This window comes from Sphingomonas sp. RB1R13 (assembly GCF_036663775.1).
Lineage (GTDB): Bacteria > Pseudomonadota > Alphaproteobacteria > Sphingomonadales > Sphingomonadaceae > Sphingomicrobium.
In genome coordinates this window covers 133,099-150,086 of the sequence record NZ_JAXOJM010000003.1, presented here as the reverse complement: position 1 = coordinate 150,086, position 16,988 = coordinate 133,099, and the positions used below count along the sequence as shown (strand labels likewise).

The window sequence follows — 16,988 nt, the reverse complement described above, 5'->3', positions numbered from 1 at the left end:
GAGGCGGCCAACCGGCTGATGCGGCTGGCGAAGGAGATAGCGCGGCACAACCGGCTGTATCACGACCAGGATATGCCGGCGATTTCCGACGGTGAGTATGACGCGCTGGTGCGCGAGAATGCCGAGCTGGAGGAGGCATTTCCCAAGCTGGTGCGGGCCGATTCGCCGTCGAGCACGGTCGGGGCGGTGCCGTCGTCTAGTCTTGCCAAGGTCTTGCATGCCAAGCCGATGCTGAGCCTAGAGAATGCGTTTGCCGAGGAGGAAGTGCGCGACTTTGTCGGGCGGGTGCGGCGGTTCCTTAGCTTGTCCCCTGAGGCCGAGGTCGCACTGACTGCCGAGCCCAAGATCGACGGGTTGTCCTGCTCGCTCCGCTATGAGGATGGCGTTCTCGTCATGGCGGCGACGCGCGGAGACGGGAGCGTCGGCGAGGATGTGACCGCCAATGTCCGGACGATCGCCGACATTCCGCAGACCCTGATCGGGGCGCCGCCACTGATCGAGGTGCGCGGCGAAGTGTTCATGGCGAAAGATGACTTTGCCGCGCTCAACCAGCGGCAGGAGGCGGCGGGGGGAAAGATCTTCGCCAACCCGCGCAACGCCGCGGCGGGGTCGCTTCGGCAAAAGGATTCGGGGGTCACTGCGGCGCGGCCGTTGCGGTTCCTGGCGCATGGCTGGGGGGAGGTACAGGAGAGACTCTCGGACACGCAGGAAAACTCGATGAAGCGGCTGGAATCGCTCGGTTTTCCGGTCAGTGAGCTGATGGTGAAATGTACCAGTGTCGAAGCGGCCTTGGACCATTATCGCGAGATTGAAAAAGTGCGGGCTGAGCTGCCGTTCGATATCGACGGGGTGGTCTACAAGGTCGACCGGATCGACTGGCAGGAGCGGCTGGGGCAGGTCGCTCGTGCGCCGCGCTGGGCACTGGCGCATAAATTCCCGGCCGAGCGGGCCGAGACGGCCATCGAGGCGATCGATATCCAGGTCGGGCGAACCGGCAAGCTGACCCCGGTCGGGCGGTTGACCCCAGTCGGAGTTGGCGGGGTCATCGTGGCCAATGTGACGCTCCACAATCGCGACGAGATCGGGCGGCTGGGGCTTCGCGTCGGTGACCGAGTGCGGATCCAGCGGGCGGGGGACGTCATTCCGCAAGTGGTCGAGAATCTGACTAGGGACGAGGCGCGCGATCCCTATATCTTCCCCGATCATTGCCCTGAATGCGGCTCCGAGGCGGTGGCCGAGGAGGGTGAGGTCGACGTGCGCTGCACCGGCGGGCTGGTCTGCCCGGCGCAAGTCATCGAGCGGCTACGCCACTTCGTGTCGCGCGGGGCGATGGATATCGAGGGGCTGGGCGAGAAGTCGATCGTCGAATTTGTCGGACTCGGCTGGCTGCACGGGCCGGCGGATATTTTCCGGCTGAAACAGCATCGTGACGATCTGGTCGGGCGCGAGGGTTGGCAGGCCAAATCGGTCGACAATCTGCTCGCCGCGATCGAGGCGAAGACGGGGTTTGACCCGGCGCGACTGCTGTTCGGGCTGGGCATTCGCCATGTCGGCGCGGTGACGGCGAAGGATTTGATGCGCGCGTTCGGCACGCTACCCGCACTTCGAGAGGCTGCGGAATTGGCCGGACGCAAAACTGATAACCTAGAAGGCGAAGCGGTCGGAGCTGCTTTCAAGATACTAATTGCGCTTGACGAGGTGGAGGGTGTTGGGCCGGTTGTCATTCTATCCCTGCGAGATTTTTTTCACGAACCGCACAACGTGACGGCATGGGAAGATTTATTAGAGATTGCGAAACCCGGCGCCTTCGTGTCGACCGCGCGCGAGACGAATTGGACCGGCAAGACAATCGTCTTCACCGGGGGCCTTGAGCGGATGAGCCGCGACGAGGCGAAGGCACAGGCCGAGCGGCTTGGCGCGCGCGCGGCGGGATCGGTCAGCGCCAAGACCGATTTGGTGGTCGCCGGGCCGGGCGCCGGGTCGAAGCTCAAAAAGGCCGCCGAGCTTGGCATCCAAGTGATCGACGAGGCCGGATGGGAAGCAATCGTCGCGGGCAGCTGATTTAGTGGCCGACGGTGCGCCCGGTGATGCGCGGCCCGACGGGCGGGGGCGGAAACGCCATCGGATCGACCAGCGCCCCGGGCGAACCGGCGGTCACCCCGCGATAAACGGCAAGCCCGACCGGACTGTAGCTGACGAGTTCGATCAGCAGCAACGAGCCAAGCAGCACGCCGACCCCGCGAGTCCATGCCGGATGGACCCGGCCCGTGCGACGGCGATCGGCCCACATCCCGACGAGCGGGAACATCAGCCCCACAACGAACGTCGCTTCGAACGCAACGGGCGTAAGCAACGGCATTGGCAGGAGGCGACCGATGGCGGGGCCCAGCAGCACCGTCATCCCGCAAAAGTGCAGTCGACGATGCCAGTCGGTTCGGCGCCGCATGACGACCGCAGCGATGGTGAGCCCGGCGAAGGTGAACAGCGACAAAGGATCGAAGGCGAGGAAATTGACCGGGCGAAAGAAAAACGGGACCTGGCCATGGCGGACCATCGCGACGACGACTGCGCACCCGAGGAAGACCATCGCCGCCATCCAGCCGGTCGCGATCCAGCCCAGCCGACGGTGAAGCGCCATGTTGCCGCTGGCGACGAAGATATTCTGGAGTAGGTAGAGCACGACCCAGCCCATGAACACGATGGCGTGGGCATGGACCAGCAAGGGCGAGGCGAAACTGGAGCGGCCCATCGCCAGCTGGGTCGAGAAGCCGGTGAAGATGAGCAGCGCCATGACGATCGATGCGCGCAGGAAAAAGCGTTCGTCGCTTATCGGCTGCGCGGGATGCGCGTGCGGTGATGATGCCAGCGTTGCCATGAAGCCTCCCCCGAAGTTCGAAGGGATCATAGCAGAATGGCGGAGCACGACAAATGCGCGTGACGTGATCGCGCTGGCCTGAGCTCAGGCGGCGGTGAGGGTGAGGACGCACCACTCACCGGGGCTGCATTCGGCGACGGTCATGCCGTGGGCTTCATAGGCGGCGATGACGGTGTCGGCCTGGGTGTCGAGCAGGCCGGCGAGGATCAGGGTTGCGCCGGGGGTCACGGCGGCGGCGAAGGCGGGGGCGAGGTCGACCAGCGGGCCGGCGAGGATGTTGGCGATGAGCAGGTCGAACGGAGCGCGCGCGGCGAGCAGGGGGTGATCCATCCCGTCGGCGACGGCGAGGAGCAGCTGGCCGGGGGCCTGCCCCAAGGGGACAGCGTTGATCGCGGCATTGTCGGCGGTGACGTCGATCGAAATGGGGTCGATGTCGGTGGCGATGGCCTTGGCCTGGGGCCACAGCGCAAGCGCGGCGAAAGCAAGGAGGCCGGTGCCGGTGCCAATGTCGGCGATATTTTCGAAGGTCGCGCCGCCCGTCTGGAGGCGATCGAGCGCCGCGAGGCAACCCGCCGTGGTATCATGCTGGCCGGTGCCGAAGGCGAGCCCGGCATCGATCTCGAACGCGATCGCGCCGGGCGGGATTGCGTCGCGGTGGGCCGGTGTGTGGACGAAGAAACGCCCGGCGCGGATCGGCTCCAGTCCGGCCTGGCTGAGGGTGACCCAGTCGGTCTCGCCCAAATGTTCAAGCTCGGGTTCGCTGCCATGAGCAAGGCGAGTGAGCAGGATCAGCTCCTGGGTCGAGGGCTGGTCTTCGAAGTAAGCGTGGATACGCCAGTCGTCGGGGGCGTGCGGATCGGGCTCGTCGGCGACGAGCACGGGGGGCGTGTCGAGCATCGCGAACAGCGCGTCACTGTCGGGCACGGCTTCGGCCTCGGCGCGGGTACAGTGAAGGGTGACTCGCCAGCTCATCGGCGTTTCCTAGCGAACGAAACTCGCGCCATTGACGTCGATGACGGCGCCGGTCGCGCTGGGCGGGGCGTCGGTCGCGAGCCAGCGGATGGTCTCAGCGATCTCGGCGGGATCGGCGACCCGGCCCAATGGGATATCGGCGATCACCTGTGCACCACCGCGCGATGAGAGATATTCCTCGGCCATGCCGGTCATCACGAAGCCCGGGCAGACCGCGAAGGCGAGAATATTCTCCTGCGCGTAGCCGCGAGCGATCGACTTGGTCATGCCGACCATGCCCGCCTTTGACGCGGCATAGTGCCAGTGTTTGGGCGAGTCGCCGCGATAGGCGGCCCTGCTGGCGACGTTTACGATCCGGCCGCCGAATTGAGTTTCGCGGAAATGGCCGATGGCGAAGCGGCACAGGTCGGCGCTGGCCTGGAGATTAATGCCCAGCGTGCGGCCCCAGGCGGCGTGCCATGCCTCGTCGTCGGCGTCGTCGGCGATATCTTCGAACACCCCGGCGTTGTTGACGAGCACGTCGATCCGGCCGTCGAGCCGGGCGAGCGCCGCGTCCCACAGCGCGCGCGGCGCGGCGGGGTCGGCGAGGTCGGCGGCGAGGAGGTCGGCCGAGCCTTGCGAGCTATGCCCGGCGACGATGTGGCCCGCGTTGCGCAAGTGGCTGAGGGTGGCCGCGCCAATGCCCCGGCTCGCGCCGGTGAGGAGAATGTTCATGGCGACGCTCTGTCATTGCGAGCGCAGCGAAGCAACCCAGTGGATGTAGGACTGGGTTGCTTCGCTGCGCTCGCAATGACGGAACAGGAAGTTTACGCCGCGAATTTGGCCACGAACTCGCTGGTCGTCGAGCGGAAGTCGGCAATGTCTTCGGCGAAGCGGCCGAAGCCCTGCTCGACCTCGTCAATGTCGCGCGCGACGCTTTCGGTGTCCGAGCGGATCGCGGCGATGGTCGAGCTCATCGAATCGGCGGCAAGCGCGGTTTCGTCGACCGCGGCGGTGATCATCGTAACCGTCTGGGCCTGAAGCTCCATCGCCTGGCGAATGCGGTCGGCGGAATGCTGGACCTCCTCGACCGTGGTCTGGATCGAGCCATTGGCCTCGACCGTCTGGCGAGTGGCCTGCTGGATCGCGCTGATCTTGGTGGTGATGTCGTCGGTCGCACGAGCAGTCTGGCTGGCGAGGCTCTTCACTTCCTGCGCGACAACCGCGAAGCCGCGCCCGGCGTCCCCGGCGCGGGCGGCTTCGATCGTGGCATTGAGCGCGAGGAGGTTGGTCTGCGCCGCGATGTCGCGGATCAGCCCGAGGATCGACTCGATCGCCTCGACATGCCCTGACAGGGCTTCGCTGACCTTGACTGCCTGGCTCGCCTGGCCCCCGGCGCGGGTGGCGACTCCGGCGGCGACCTCGACCTCGGTACGGGCATCCTCGATCGCGCGGATCAGCCCGGCGGCAGTCTGCGCCGCTTCGCGCATGGCGATAGCGGACTGTTCGGCGGCGGCGGCGACCTCGCTGGTCTTGCCGAGCATGCCGCGCGCCGAGGTGCTGGTCTGCGACGCCTGGAGGCGAAGCTGATCGCTTTCGGACGTGCAGCGCTCGACGACGCCGAGGACTTTCTTGTTGAACTCGCTCGCCTGGCGGGTCTGGACAGCCGCGCCCTCGACGCGGATATTCTCGAGGCAGCGATGAACGTAAATATCGGTTTCGAGCATCAGCAGGTCGCTTATCGCACTTTGGAAACGCTGCATTTCGGCAATGTCGAGTTTGCCTTCTGCAAACAGCGTGGCACGCGCAAATTCTGTTTTTCCGGCCAATCCGGTGAGCAACGTCGACAGGCTGATTCCAGCCTCCATCGCGCGATCGACAAAGTCGTTGGCCTGGTCGACCCATTCGTAGCTTTCGATCGCCGAAAATTGATTGTGAATATAAGGCGCGACCCGCCGCGCCAGATCTTCGACTTTTTCGTCGCTGATCTTCTCGGTCAGTTCGACACTGAGACGATAACGCTGCCAGAAGGCCCGCGCCACATCGACTTCGCACCCTTCGATAATCGCCCAGACTTCGCGCAAGCGGATCGGCAGGTCGCCGAGCGCATCGAAATCCTTGATTCCTCGACGCAGGTCGTAGGGCTTGGCTTCGCCAGTGCGCTTCGCGATCATCTTGGGTCCTTCAGCCAATGCGGTCTTCCTTCCTTGGCGCGCAAATGGTTAAGAGCGAGTTAGTCCCCGCATAATCTTGCATCGCGGCGGCGCCCTGCCTAAGCGGGCGGCGCATCCCTTTCCCGGCTCAGGCAGAACGTCCCATGCCCCCTTCGGCTTCGCGCAATCCCAACCGGCCCCTGTCGCCGCATCTCGGCATTTGGCGCTGGGGCCCGCACATGCTGGTCTCGATCCTCCACCGGGTGACCGGCGCGGCGCTGACCGTGGCCGGCATGGCGCTTTTGTGCTGGTGGCTGATCGCAATCGCGGCGGGGCCCGACGCCTATGCGACGTTCGTAAAAGTGGCGACCAGCCCGGTCGGGCTGTTTGTCCTGATCGGGCTGAGCTGGGCCTTTTTCCAGCATAGTTTTTCGGGGCTGCGGCATCTCGTCATGGACATTGGTGCCGGGTTCGAGCTCGCCACCAACAAGGCCATGGCGATCGCGACGATCGGCGGCTCGGCGGCGGCGACGTTCGCCCTGTGGGCCTATATTTTTGGAGCGACACGATGAGCATGGGCGACAGCAGCACGCCGTTGGGCAAGGTCCGCGGGCTTGGCGCTGCTCGCTCCGGCGGGGGGCACTGGCTCGACGAGCGGATCAGCTCGGTCGCGCTGGTACTGCTCTCGGTGTGGCTCATCGCTTCCCTCGTGATGCTGCCCGACCTTCACCAGCCGACAGTTTTTGAATGGCTTCACTCGGCGACCGGCGCGGTGCCGATGGCGCTGTTCGTGATCCTGTCGTTCGTCCACGGGCTGGAGGGGATGAAGGTCATCGTCGACGATTATGTTCACGACGAAGGCAACCGTGTCGCCTGCAATATCGTACTATTATTTGCCGCGGTCGGCGGGGCGGCGTTTGCCCTGTTCGCGCTGGCGAAGATTGCCTTTGGAGCCGCCGCATGAGCGAGCCGTACAAGATTATCGACCATGTCTATGACGTCGTTGTCGTGGGCGCCGGCGGGGCAGGGCTCCGCGCGACGATGGGCTCGGCCGAGGCCGGGCTGAAGACCGCCTGCGTGACCAAGGTGTTCCCCACCCGCAGCCACACCGTGGCCGCGCAGGGCGGGATCGCCGCCAGCCTTGGCAACATGGGGCCCGACCACTGGACGTGGCACATGTACGACACCGTCAAGGGGTCGGACTGGCTCGGCGACCAGGACGCGATCGAATATCTGTGCCGGGAGGCGCCCGCTGCGGTTTACGAACTCGAGCATGCCGGCCTGCCGTTCAGCCGCACCGACGAAGGCAAGATTTACCAGCGCGCGTTCGGTGGAATGACCCAGGACATGGGCGAAGGCCCCCCGGCGCAGCGCACTTGCGCCGCGGCCGACCGTACGGGCCACGCTATGCTCCACACGCTCTATCAGCAGAGCCTGAAATATGACGCTGATTTCTATGTGGAATATTTCGCGCTCGACCTGATCATGGAAGACGGCGTGTGCCGCGGCCTGATCGCGCTGTGCATGGATGACGGATCGATCCATCGCTTCATGGCCCAGTCGGTGGTGCTGGCGACGGGCGGTTATGGCCGCTGCTATTTCTCGGCGACCTCCGCGCATACCTGCACCGGTGACGGCAATGCGATGGTGCTCCGCGCGGGCTTGCCGCTTCAGGACATGGAATTCGTCCAGTTCCACCCGACCGGCATCTATGGCGCGGGCGTGCTGATCACCGAGGGCGCGCGCGGCGAGGGGGGCTATCTCACCAACTCCGAGGGCGAGCGCTTCATGGAGCGCTATGCCCCCTCGGCCAAGGATCTGGCGTCGCGCGACGTCGTCTCACGGTCGATGGCGATGGAAATCCGCGAAGGCCGCGGTGTCGGCGAGAACAAGGATCATATCTTCCTTCATCTCGACCATATCGACCCCAAGATCCTGGCCGAACGACTGCCCGGCATCACCGAGACGGGCAAGATCTTCGCCGGTGTCGACCTCACCCGCCAGCCGCTGCCGGTGACCCCGACGGTCCATTACAACATGGGCGGCATCCCGACCAACTTCCACGGTGAAGTGGTGACGTTGAAGGACGGCAATCCCGACGCCGTCGTCCCCGGGCTGTTCGCGGTCGGCGAGGCGGCGTGCGTCTCGGTCCATGGCGCCAACCGCCTTGGATCGAACAGCCTGATCGACCTGGTCGTATTCGGCCGCGCGGCGGGGCATCGCCTGGCCGAAGTGGTCAAGCCGCAGGCGGCGCAAAAGCCCTTGCCCAAGGACAGCGCCGACCTCGCGCTCGCCCGGCTCGACAGGTTCCGCCATGCCAGCGGTAGCACCAAGACTGCCGAGATCCGGACCGAGATGCAGCGCACGATGCAGTCCGACTGCGCCGTATTCCGCGACGACAAGCTGCTTGCCGACGGGGTGGGCAAGATCGACGCCATCTATGCCAAGATGACCGACGTCCAGACCAGCGACCGCAGCCTGATCTGGAACAGCGACCTGGTCGAGACGCTCGAGCTCGACAATATGCTCAGCCAGGCCGTCGTGACGATGCATTGCGCCGCCAACCGCAAGGAGAGCCGCGGCGCGCACATGCAGGAGGATTTCCCCAACCGCGACGACGCCAACTGGATGAAGCACACCATCGCCTGGTTCGACGGGTGGGGCGGCGTTGGCGGTGCGGTCAAGATCGATTACCGCCCGGTCCACGAATATACGCTCACCGACGACATCGAATATATCAAGCCCAAGGCGCGGGTTTACTGATCGGAAGCCGGCTCATGCCCATGCCCACCCGCCGCCTCGGTCCGCTTGCCGTCTCGGCGATTGGGCTTGGGGCGATGAACTTGAACTATGCCTATGGCGAGCCGTGCACGCCTGAGGAAGGCGCGGCGCTGCTCAACCGGGCGATCGATCTTGGCTGCACGCTGGTCGATACGGCAGCGCTCTATGGCAATGGCGAGAATGAGCGGCTGATCGCGGCGGCGATCGGGCATCGGCGGGCGGAATATCGGTTGACGACCAAATGCGTGCTCGACGTGATCGACGGCAAGCGGTCGCTCGACGGGTCCCCGGCGCAGATCGTGCGGACGGTCGAGGGGTCGTTGGCGCGGCTCAAGATGGACTTTGTCGACATGGTCTATCTCCACCGGCTCGACAGACAAGTGCCGGTCGAGGAGTCGGTCGGGGCGCTGGTGCGGCTCAAGGAGCAGGGCAAGCTCGGCGCGATCGGCTTGAGCGAAATGTCTGCGGCGACGATCCGCCGGGCGCATGCGGTTCACCCGATCGCAGCGGTGCAGAGCGAATATTCGCCCGCCGTGCGCAATCCGGAAATTGGCGTGCTGGCAACGTGCCGCGAACTGGACATCGGGTTCGTCGCTTTCTCGCCAGTTGCGCGCGGGTTGCTGGCCGCGTCAGTTCAGGCGGCGGACTATGTGCCGGGCGATATTCGCGCCGCCATGCCGCGCTTCGTCGAGCCGACGCTCGACGCGAATCTGGCATTGGTTGCGCGCTATGACGCGATTGCAGCCGAGGCGGGGTGCACACCGGCGCAACTGGCGTTGGCGTGGCTGCTGGCACGGGGCGACGACATCGTTCCGATTCCCGGCACGCGGAGCATTGCCCATCTCGAGCAGAACCTTGCCGCGACGAGCCTCGCGATCGATCCGGCACTGCTCGAGAAAGTCGACGAAATCATGCCGCCGGGAGCCTTGCGCGGAGCGCGTTACGCCGCCGCAATGCAGGCGCAGATCGACACCGAAACATTCCCTGACGAAGAGCTGGCCGTGATGACAAGTTGACGAACTGCGACGAACCGTGCATTTCTGTCGACGAACTGAGCGGCAGGAGCGGTGAAATGCGTGGTTCCGACCAAGTCGAACTGACCCCCGGCAAGAAATTCGTCCGCGCGTTGCTCGTCGGTTTCCTCCTCGCCATCCCGATCTTCGCGGTGTGGCTGATGATTGGTGATCGCCAGTCGCAGTCGGCCCGGGCGCGGCAGTCGATCGCGGCGGGGTGGGGCGGGCCGCAGACCATCGCCGGTCCCGAATTGTCGATCCCGTTCAAGCAGACGGTCAACACGACCGAGCAGGTAAATGGCACCGCTGTGACTCACACCACGACGATCGACCGCCGCCTGATTCTGGCGCCGAGCGGGATTGATGCAGCGACGGTGCTGCTGCCCGAGCGGCGCTCGCGGTCGATCTATGACGTCGTCATCTACCGCGCCCAGACCCGCGGCCGTGCGCTGTTCCAGCTGCCGAGCGACCTTGCCTCGCTGGGGGTCCAGCCGGGAACGCTCGAACCGGCGCGAGCCGAGATAAGGTTCGGCGTGTCGGACGCACGCGGGCTGTCGGCCAATCCCGATATCCGCGTCGGCGGCACTAAATTGCCGCTCGGGCCCGGCGGCGGGACCAGCCTCGTCGGATCGGGCTTCTATGCGCCGATCGACCTGACCAAGGTCGATCCCGCCAGGCTCGCGGTCGATTTCAACTTCACCCTGCGCGGCAATGGCAGCATCGCGATGGCTCCCCGCGCCGGCGACACCGCATGGAAGATCAGCTCACCGTGGAGCAACCCCAGCTTTGCCGGCGGGTTCCTGCCCGACGATCGCACCGTTACGCCCAAGGGGTTCGAGGCGAGGTACCGCATCGGCAATCTCGCGCTCGGCCGGTCGCTGCTGTTCGTCGAGGGCACTGAGGCCCCAGCAAGCAAGGAGGCTCCCGCTGCCGACGCCGCCGACGATGCGCAGGTCGCCAGCATCGCCCTGATGGAGCCCGTCGACCTCTATTCACAGGTCGATCGCGCGACCAAATATGGCTTCCTGTTCGTCGGCTTCACCTTCCTCGCCTATCTGTTGTTCGACGTGATCGGCGGGGTCCGCGTTGCGACCGTGGAATATCTGCTGGCCGGGGCCGGGCTGGTGCTGTTCTTCGTCCTGCTGCTGGCCTTTGCCGAAGTGATCGGCTTCACCCCGGCCTATATACTTGCGGCACTGGCGATCACCGGGCTCAACACGGCCTATTCGGCGGCGGTGCTCAAAAGCTGGCGGCGGGCGGGGGTGATCGGGGCGATCCTCGCAGCGCTTTACGCCGTGCTCTATGTCTTGCTCAGCCTTGAGGCTTACTCGCTGCTGATCGGCGCGCTGCTGCTCTTCGCCGCGCTGGCGGGGACGATGTATGTCACTCGCCGACTCGACTGGGCGGGTGTGCGTGGCGGCGAGGTTGCCGAGGGCTGATCGCGAACCGGGGGAAGTGCATGTCGCTTCCCCCGCTCGCCGCGAGGCTTTAGAGCCCAGCAGCATATGACCAATAATAATCCCCCCAAGCGGGTGTTTCCGGCCGCCAAGGTCGATGCCCAGTCCGCCAAGCATGTCCCCTCTTCGCCGCAGACCGAAAGCGAAGCCTATAAGCTCGCCTTTCAGGATACTGATTTCCTGCTGCGCGAGGACTTGCGCCCGGTCCGTTTCCAGCTTGAACTGCTGAAGCCCGAGTTGCTGCTCGAAGAGGCCAATATCGCCTCGACCTTCGTCTTCTACGGATCGGCGCGCGTGCCTGAACCCGCCAAGGCCGACGAGCTGATCGAGGCCGCGCGCGGGGATAAGGCCAAGGCGGTGGCGGCAAGCCTCAAGTCCAAGTCGCATTATTACGACATTGCCCGCGAGCTTGCGCGGCTGGTCAGCTGCTATCCGGTAACCGAGGACGGCCAGCGCCACTTCGTCGTGTGTTCAGGCGGCGGGCCGTCGTTCATGGCGGCGGCCAATCGCGGCGCCGAGGATATGGGCAAGGAGTCGATCGGGCTCAACATCGTGCTGCCCCATGAGCAATTGCCCAACCCGCACGTCACCCCGGACCTGAGCTTCCAGTTCCATTATTTCGCGCTGAGGAAAATGCACTTCCTGCTCCGCGCGCGCGCCGTCGCAGTCTTCCCCGGCGGGTTCGGGACGTTCGACGAGATGTTCGAGCTGCTGACGCTGATCCAGACGGGCAAGATGCGGCCGATGCCGATCCTGCTGTTCGGCGGCGACTTCTGGAACAAGGTGGTCGATTTCCAGGCGCTCGCCGACGAGGGCGTGATCAGTCAGCACGACCTCGACCTGATCACCTGGTGCGAGACGGCGCAGGAAGCCTGGGACGCGGTGCAGAAGCATTACGCGCACCCGAAAGGGTAGGGTCTCGCTTCCTTCGTCGCGACGCGGTTATTTGGTCGCGACGCCTTTGGGGCCGGTCAGCTTGGCCGCACCTTCGCCGCCGACGTTCTTCGAACCACCGATCGCTGCCTGCTGTTCGGTGAGTACGGGCGTGTTAGTGGCCTTCTGAGCACCCGCGCTGGTTGCTTCTGCAGCGGCCTTGGCATCACCCGCGGGAGTCCCGGCTGCCGGAGCAGCAGCTTCCTTCGGCGCGGCCGGTAGCGGCTTGGGCGCATCGCTCTTCGAATTGAGGAAGGCGATGACGTTGGCGCGATCTTCGGGGTTCGAGAGACCGGCAAAGGTCATCTTGGTGCCCGGCGCAAAGGTCTTGGGGCTGTGGAGCCAGGCGCCCAGCTGGTCCCAGTCCCAATTGCCGCCCTTGCCCGACAGCGCGTCGGAAAAGGCAAAGCCGTTGGCGCCCTTGCCGATCGCCTCGCCCAGCACGCCATAAAGGTTGGGGCCAAGTGCATTGGCGCCGCCCTTGTCGGCATTGTGGCAGGCGGCGCATTTCTTGAACACGTCGGCGCCCTTGGCCGCGTCTGCGCTGGCAAGGTAGAATGCGATCGGTTTTTCGGCGACCGCAGCATCGGCAGCGCCTTCCTCGACCACGCCCGCGATCGGGTAGCCCATTTTCTCGGGGCGCTCATGGTTGAAAACCTCGCCAGTGACGATCGATCCGCCAAGCGCGACGATGCCCGCGGCGAGCACGAACATGGCGATGAAATTGCTACGGTCCTGCATGAAGATCCTCGTCGGGCGCTCGAGCGAAAAATGATTGCGCCCGCCCTTAAAGCGCAGGCAGCGATTGCTCAAGGGGTTGGCGGGTGATCGAGCCAGTCTGCAAGCAACGTATGCGCGATGGCGAAACGTGGCGGGGGCAGGAAGGGGCCGGCCTTCGCCATCGACGCGGCGACCTCGTCGCGGGTGAACCAGCGCGCGTCCTCAAGTTCGGTACGGTCGATGACGAGCTCGTCGCCAAGCGCGCGGGAGGTGCAGCCGATCATCAGGCTCGACGGGAAGGGCCATGGCTGGCTGGCGACATAGCGGACGTCGGTTACATCGATTCCGGCTTCCTCGTGAAGCTCGCGCGCGACCGCCGCCTCGATCGTCTCGCCCGGTTCGACGAACCCTGCCAGCGCCGAATAGCGCCCAGCCGGATATTGCGGCTGGCGACCGAGCAGCAAGCGGTCGTCATGAGTGGCGAGCATGATCACGACCGGGTCGGTTCGCGGGAAATGCTCGGCGCTGCATTCGTCGCATTTGCGCGACCAGCCGCCACGGACGACAATGGTCGGATGGCCCGAGACCGCGCAGAACAGGTGGCGGCGGTGCCAGTTGGCGAGGCTCAGCGCGGCGGCGAACAGCGGCGCGTCGCGTTCCCCAAGTTGTCCAAGGAGGCCGAAATGGGCGCGGGTGTCGAACGCGACCTGGCCATCGGGAAGGGCCGAGAATCGTGGTTCGCCGTCACGCAGGCCGAGGAACAGCGGCGAGTCGGCGGGGTCGACCGACTGCCACATCAGTTCGCCTGCCTCGTCAATCGACGGCGCGCCATTGTCCCACGACAGGGCGCGGGCGGAAGGGTCGTGAAGCAGCGCGGCAATGGCCTCGGGCTGGGCGCGAAGCTGGTCGACGCGGTCGAGTCCGGGGCCCGCAAAGAAAGGTTCAGGCGGCAAACAAGTCACTCCTTCGGGAAAATACGGCGGCAACGGCGTTGCGATAAAGTGTCGGCAAGCCAGCCTCGGCGATGGTCTCGATTGGCTGCCACCAGCCCTCGCCGACGGGCTCGACGCGGGCAACGATGGCGAGGTCGAGGGTGAAGTGGGTGAAACCATGCGCGACCGTTGCGATGGCGCGGGCCGGGGAGGGGGCGTCGCCCCATTCGTCCCCCGGAAGCGCCGCCATCCCGCCGAGCAGGCCCTTCGCCGGGCGCCGAACGAGCCACACGCAGCCGTCGCGCTCGGTCCACCAGGCGGTGCCGAGGCGGTGCGGCCGCTCGCGCCTTGCCTTGGGCGCGGGAAACGCCTCGGGGGTGCCACTGGCGAAAGCGGCGCAGTGCGGGCGGAGCGGGCAATCGCCACAGCGCGGCGCCTTGGCGCGGCAGATGGTCGCGCCGAGATCCATCATCGCTTGTGCGAAATCGCCGGGCTGTTCGTCGGGGGTGATCCGGTCGGCAGCCAGGCGAATTTCGGCGCGCGCCTCGGCGATGGGGCGGGCGATGCCAAACAACCGCGCCACGACCCGCTCGACATTGGTGTCGATCACGACCGCGCGCCGACCAAAGGCGATCGCCGCAATCGCCGCCGCGGTATAAGCGCCAAGCCCCGGCAGCGCTCGAAGCCCCGCCTCGTCATCGGGAAACCCGCCGCGACCCGCGACGACCCGCGCACAGGCGATGAGGTTGCGCGCGCGGGCATAATAGCCAAGCCCCGCCCACTCGCCGAGCACCTCCTCGTCGCGCGCCGCCGCCAGCGCCTCGACGCTCGGCCAGCGTTCGACGAAGCGGGCAAAGCGCGGGGTCACCGTCGCGACCGTCGTCTGCTGGAGCATGACCTCGCTCAGCCACACAAGATAGGGGTCCGCCGGCACCTCGCCGGGCATCGCCCGCCATGGCAGTCGCCGGGCGTGGACCCGATAATGTTCGAGCAGCGACGATGCGATATTGGCGATCACCCGCCGCCTATGGCATGGACGTGCGAGATGTCGAAGCGTCCCACCATTTCCAACGCCCCGCGCCGTGGCCACGCCCGCGCCGCAGGCGAGATTGCGGGCGATATCAGCGGTATGGCCTTCAAGAAATTCGGCTTCGTGCAAGGCGCGGTGGTCAGCCGCTGGAAGGAAATCGTCGGCGAACGCTACGCCCGTGTGTCGCGCCCCGAATCGATCCGCTTTCCCGCCGGCAAGAAATCGGGCGGAACGCTGAGCATGGTGGTCGAAGGCGCCCACGCCCCGCTGATGCAGCATCTCGCGCCGATGATCGTCGAAAAGGTCAATCGCTTCTTCGGCTATGAAGCCGTTGCGCGGATCGCCTTTCGTCAGGGCCGGATAGCCGACACCGCCGCCCCGATCCTCCGCCAGGCGCCGGCGCCGGTCCCGGCCGAACTCGGCGACGGCTTGCGCGCCATCGCCGACGATGAACTTCGCGCCTGCCTGACCAGCCTTGCGGGTCAAGTCGCCGCAACCACGGGACCACCGCGCATCGACGGGCCCGTGCCCATGCCATCGCTCATCAACATCCCGAAAGTCTCCTGATGATCCTGCTTGCCGCGCTTGCCCTCGCCGCCGCTCCCCATTCGCACGCTCACAAGTCCGTCGCGCACGCCAAGGCGTCGACCGACTGGAGCCGGGTCACCGCCGTCACGCCGGCCGGCGGCTATGTGATGGGCAACCCTGCGGCCAAGGTGAAGCTGATCGAATATGGCTCGCTGACCTGTCCCCACTGCCGCCATTTCGACCAGGAAGGCGCGGCGCCGCTGGTCGCCAACTATGTCCGCAGCGGCAAGGTCAGTTACGAGTACCGCTCGTTCCTGCTCAACGGCATCGACATTCCCGCGACCCTTGCGGCGGGCTGCGGTGGCCCGGGCAGCTTTTTCCCGATGCTCCGCGCGCTCTATGCTTCGCAGCCACAGTGGGTCGCAAAGATCCAGGCGATCCCGGCGGCGCGGATGACACAGATTCAGGCGATGCCGCCGGGCAAACAGTTCGAGGCGATCGGGCTCGCGGCTGGCTTCCTCGCGATCGCCGCCGCGCACGGCATCCCCGCTGCCCGCGCGACCGCCTGCCTCAACAACCAGCCGCGCGCCGAGCAACTCGCCAAGGCGACCGACGATGCCACCAAGCGGCTCAAGGTCGAGGGCACCCCAACCTTCCTGATCAACGGCGCCACGGTCGATTATTCGAAGGGCCCGACGGTGTGGGGCGCGGTCGAGGCAAGGCTTGCCGCAGCGCTTCGCGGCTGACATTCTGATCCCCGATCAAAATACGAAAGTGACCCGATGAAGACTTTGCCCCTGCTGCTCGCCGCCACCGCACTAATCGCCGCCAGCGCCTGCTCGAAAAAGGCCGGCGACGCACCCGGCTCCGGCTCGACCGCCACCGCCGACGCCTCGGCGCCAACGATCAAGGTGACCAAGCCGGCCAGCGGCGACTGGACCGAAGCCGTCGCCCCGACCGGGGCTGGCGGCTTTGTCATGGGCAACCCCGACGCCAAGGTGAAGCTGATCGAATATGGCTCGCTGACCTGTCCGCACTGCGCCGAATTCGACGAAAAGGGCGTACCCAGCCTGCTCGCCAACTACGTCAAGGACGGCAAGGTCAGCTGGGAATTCCGCAACTTCGTTCGTGACCCGTTCGATCTGTCGGCCAGCCTCGTCGCCCGCTGCAATGGCGAAAAGAGCGTGTTCGGCATGACCCGCGCGCTCTACGCCGCGCAGCGCGATTGGGTCGCCAAGCTTCAGGCCGTCCCGCCCGCACAGCTTGACGCCTTGTCGAAGCTGCCCCCGGCGCAGCAATTCCCGGCCTATGCCAAGCTTGCCGGCTTCGCCCAGTTCGCGGCCATGCGCGGCATTCCTGCGGCCAAGACCGAAGCCTGCCTGGTCGACACCAAGCAGGTCGATCGCCTGGTGCAGATGAACAGTGACGCGGTGTCGCAATATAATCTTCCGGGAACCCCGACCTTCCTGCTCAATGGATCGGTCGTGCCCGACACGGCAACGTGGGCCTTGCTCGAACCCAAGATCAAGGCGGCGCTTGGCTGATCGTTTTCGTCGGCTTCGCCGGTTCGGCATCGGCCCGCTCCCCCACCCGACCTCCCATAGCGTAAACTGTT

Annotated in this window: 17 protein-coding genes; 10 read left to right on the top strand and 7 right to left on the bottom strand. The window is 65.8% G+C overall.

Annotation, left to right across the window (positions count from 1 at the left end; genetic code table 11):
* Window positions 1-18 precede the first annotated feature (18 nt).
* On the top strand, window positions 19-2,061 hold the full coding sequence (gene ligA / locus U1700_RS10235) for an NAD-dependent DNA ligase LigA (protein ID WP_443025946.1): 2,043 nt from the start codon (window positions 19-21) through the stop codon (window positions 2,059-2,061).
* A gap of 1 nt (window position 2,062) precedes the next feature.
* On the opposite strand, the gene U1700_RS10230 is transcribed toward ligA, so the two are convergent.
* From U1700_RS10230 to U1700_RS10215, 4 genes are all read right to left on the bottom strand, one after another.
* Window positions 2,063-2,905, bottom strand: a complete 843-nt coding sequence (locus U1700_RS10230; protein ID WP_332752553.1) for a hypothetical protein — start codon at window positions 2,903-2,905, stop codon at window positions 2,063-2,065.
* 54 nt (window positions 2,906-2,959) lie between these two features.
* A complete protein-coding gene (locus U1700_RS10225; protein ID WP_332752552.1) occupies window positions 2,960-3,847 on the bottom strand; it encodes a 50S ribosomal protein L11 methyltransferase in 888 nt (295 codons plus the stop codon).
* Between the two features lie 9 nt (window positions 3,848-3,856).
* The gene (locus U1700_RS10220) at window positions 3,857-4,561 is read right to left on the bottom strand and encodes an SDR family NAD(P)-dependent oxidoreductase (protein WP_332752551.1); all 705 of its coding nucleotides are present in this window, start codon (window positions 4,559-4,561) and stop codon (window positions 3,857-3,859) included.
* A gap of 92 nt (window positions 4,562-4,653) precedes the next feature.
* On the bottom strand, window positions 4,654-6,000 hold the full coding sequence (locus U1700_RS10215; RefSeq protein WP_443025945.1) for a methyl-accepting chemotaxis protein: 1,347 nt from the start codon (window positions 5,998-6,000) through the stop codon (window positions 4,654-4,656).
* A 143-nt stretch (window positions 6,001-6,143) separates the two neighbouring features.
* On the opposite strand from U1700_RS10215, the gene sdhC reads away from it, so the two are divergent.
* The 6 genes from sdhC (at window position 6,144) to U1700_RS10185 (ending at window position 12,145) form a co-directional block, all read left to right on the top strand.
* Window positions 6,144-6,551, top strand: coding sequence for a succinate dehydrogenase, cytochrome b556 subunit (gene sdhC / locus U1700_RS10210; protein ID WP_332752547.1), 408 nt, complete (start codon window positions 6,144-6,146; stop codon window positions 6,549-6,551).
* Window positions 6,548-6,943: a succinate dehydrogenase, hydrophobic membrane anchor protein gene (gene sdhD, locus U1700_RS10205; RefSeq protein WP_332752545.1), complete on the top strand. Its 396-nt coding sequence runs from the start codon at window positions 6,548-6,550 to the stop codon at window positions 6,941-6,943. The genes sdhC and sdhD overlap by 4 nt, the downstream gene beginning before the upstream one ends.
* Window positions 6,940-8,742, top strand: a complete 1,803-nt coding sequence (sdhA, locus tag U1700_RS10200) for a succinate dehydrogenase flavoprotein subunit (protein ID WP_332752544.1) — start codon at window positions 6,940-6,942, stop codon at window positions 8,740-8,742. Before sdhD ends, sdhA begins: the two co-directional genes overlap by 4 nt.
* Before the next feature lie 14 nt (window positions 8,743-8,756).
* A complete protein-coding gene (locus U1700_RS10195; protein ID WP_332752543.1) occupies window positions 8,757-9,776 on the top strand; it encodes an aldo/keto reductase in 1,020 nt (339 codons plus the stop codon).
* 56 nt (window positions 9,777-9,832) lie between these two features.
* Window positions 9,833-11,212 (top strand): cell envelope integrity protein CreD, encoded by a 1,380-nt coding sequence (creD, locus tag U1700_RS10190; RefSeq protein WP_332752541.1) that lies wholly within the window; start codon window positions 9,833-9,835, stop codon window positions 11,210-11,212.
* A gap of 66 nt (window positions 11,213-11,278) precedes the next feature.
* The gene (locus U1700_RS10185) at window positions 11,279-12,145 is read left to right on the top strand and encodes a TIGR00730 family Rossman fold protein (RefSeq protein WP_332752539.1); all 867 of its coding nucleotides are present in this window, start codon (window positions 11,279-11,281) and stop codon (window positions 12,143-12,145) included.
* A gap of 27 nt (window positions 12,146-12,172) precedes the next feature.
* Here U1700_RS10185 and U1700_RS10180 read toward each other — a convergent pair whose 3' ends face one another.
* From U1700_RS10180 to U1700_RS10170, 3 genes are all read right to left on the bottom strand, one after another.
* Entirely contained in the window at window positions 12,173-12,904 is a 732-nt protein-coding gene (locus tag U1700_RS10180) for a c-type cytochrome (protein WP_332752995.1), read from the bottom strand.
* A gap of 68 nt (window positions 12,905-12,972) precedes the next feature.
* The gene (nudC, locus tag U1700_RS10175; protein ID WP_332752537.1) at window positions 12,973-13,836 is read right to left on the bottom strand and encodes an NAD(+) diphosphatase; all 864 of its coding nucleotides are present in this window, start codon (window positions 13,834-13,836) and stop codon (window positions 12,973-12,975) included.
* Complete coding sequence (locus U1700_RS10170; protein WP_332752536.1) at window positions 13,826-14,833, bottom strand: A/G-specific adenine glycosylase; 1,008 nt, start codon at window positions 14,831-14,833, stop codon at window positions 13,826-13,828. Before U1700_RS10170 ends, nudC begins: the two co-directional genes overlap by 11 nt.
* A gap of 27 nt (window positions 14,834-14,860) precedes the next feature.
* Here U1700_RS10170 and U1700_RS10165 point away from each other — a divergent pair, with 27 nt between their 5' ends.
* Genes U1700_RS10165 through U1700_RS10155 form a run of 3 tightly spaced genes read left to right on the top strand, consistent with a single transcriptional unit; the run spans window position 14,861 to window position 16,917 of the window.
* Window positions 14,861-15,412 carry a DUF721 domain-containing protein gene (locus U1700_RS10165; protein ID WP_332752534.1) on the top strand — a complete coding sequence of 184 codons (552 nt, stop codon included), beginning with the start codon at window positions 14,861-14,863 and terminating at the stop codon, window positions 15,410-15,412.
* Window positions 15,412-16,119 carry a thioredoxin domain-containing protein gene (locus tag U1700_RS10160; protein ID WP_332752532.1) on the top strand — a complete coding sequence of 236 codons (708 nt, stop codon included), beginning with the start codon at window positions 15,412-15,414 and terminating at the stop codon, window positions 16,117-16,119. The genes U1700_RS10165 and U1700_RS10160 overlap by 1 nt, the downstream gene beginning before the upstream one ends.
* Window positions 16,120-16,155: 36 nt before the next feature.
* Window positions 16,156-16,917, top strand: a complete 762-nt coding sequence (locus tag U1700_RS10155; protein ID WP_332752531.1) for a thioredoxin domain-containing protein — start codon at window positions 16,156-16,158, stop codon at window positions 16,915-16,917.
* Window positions 16,918-16,988 lie beyond the last annotated feature (71 nt).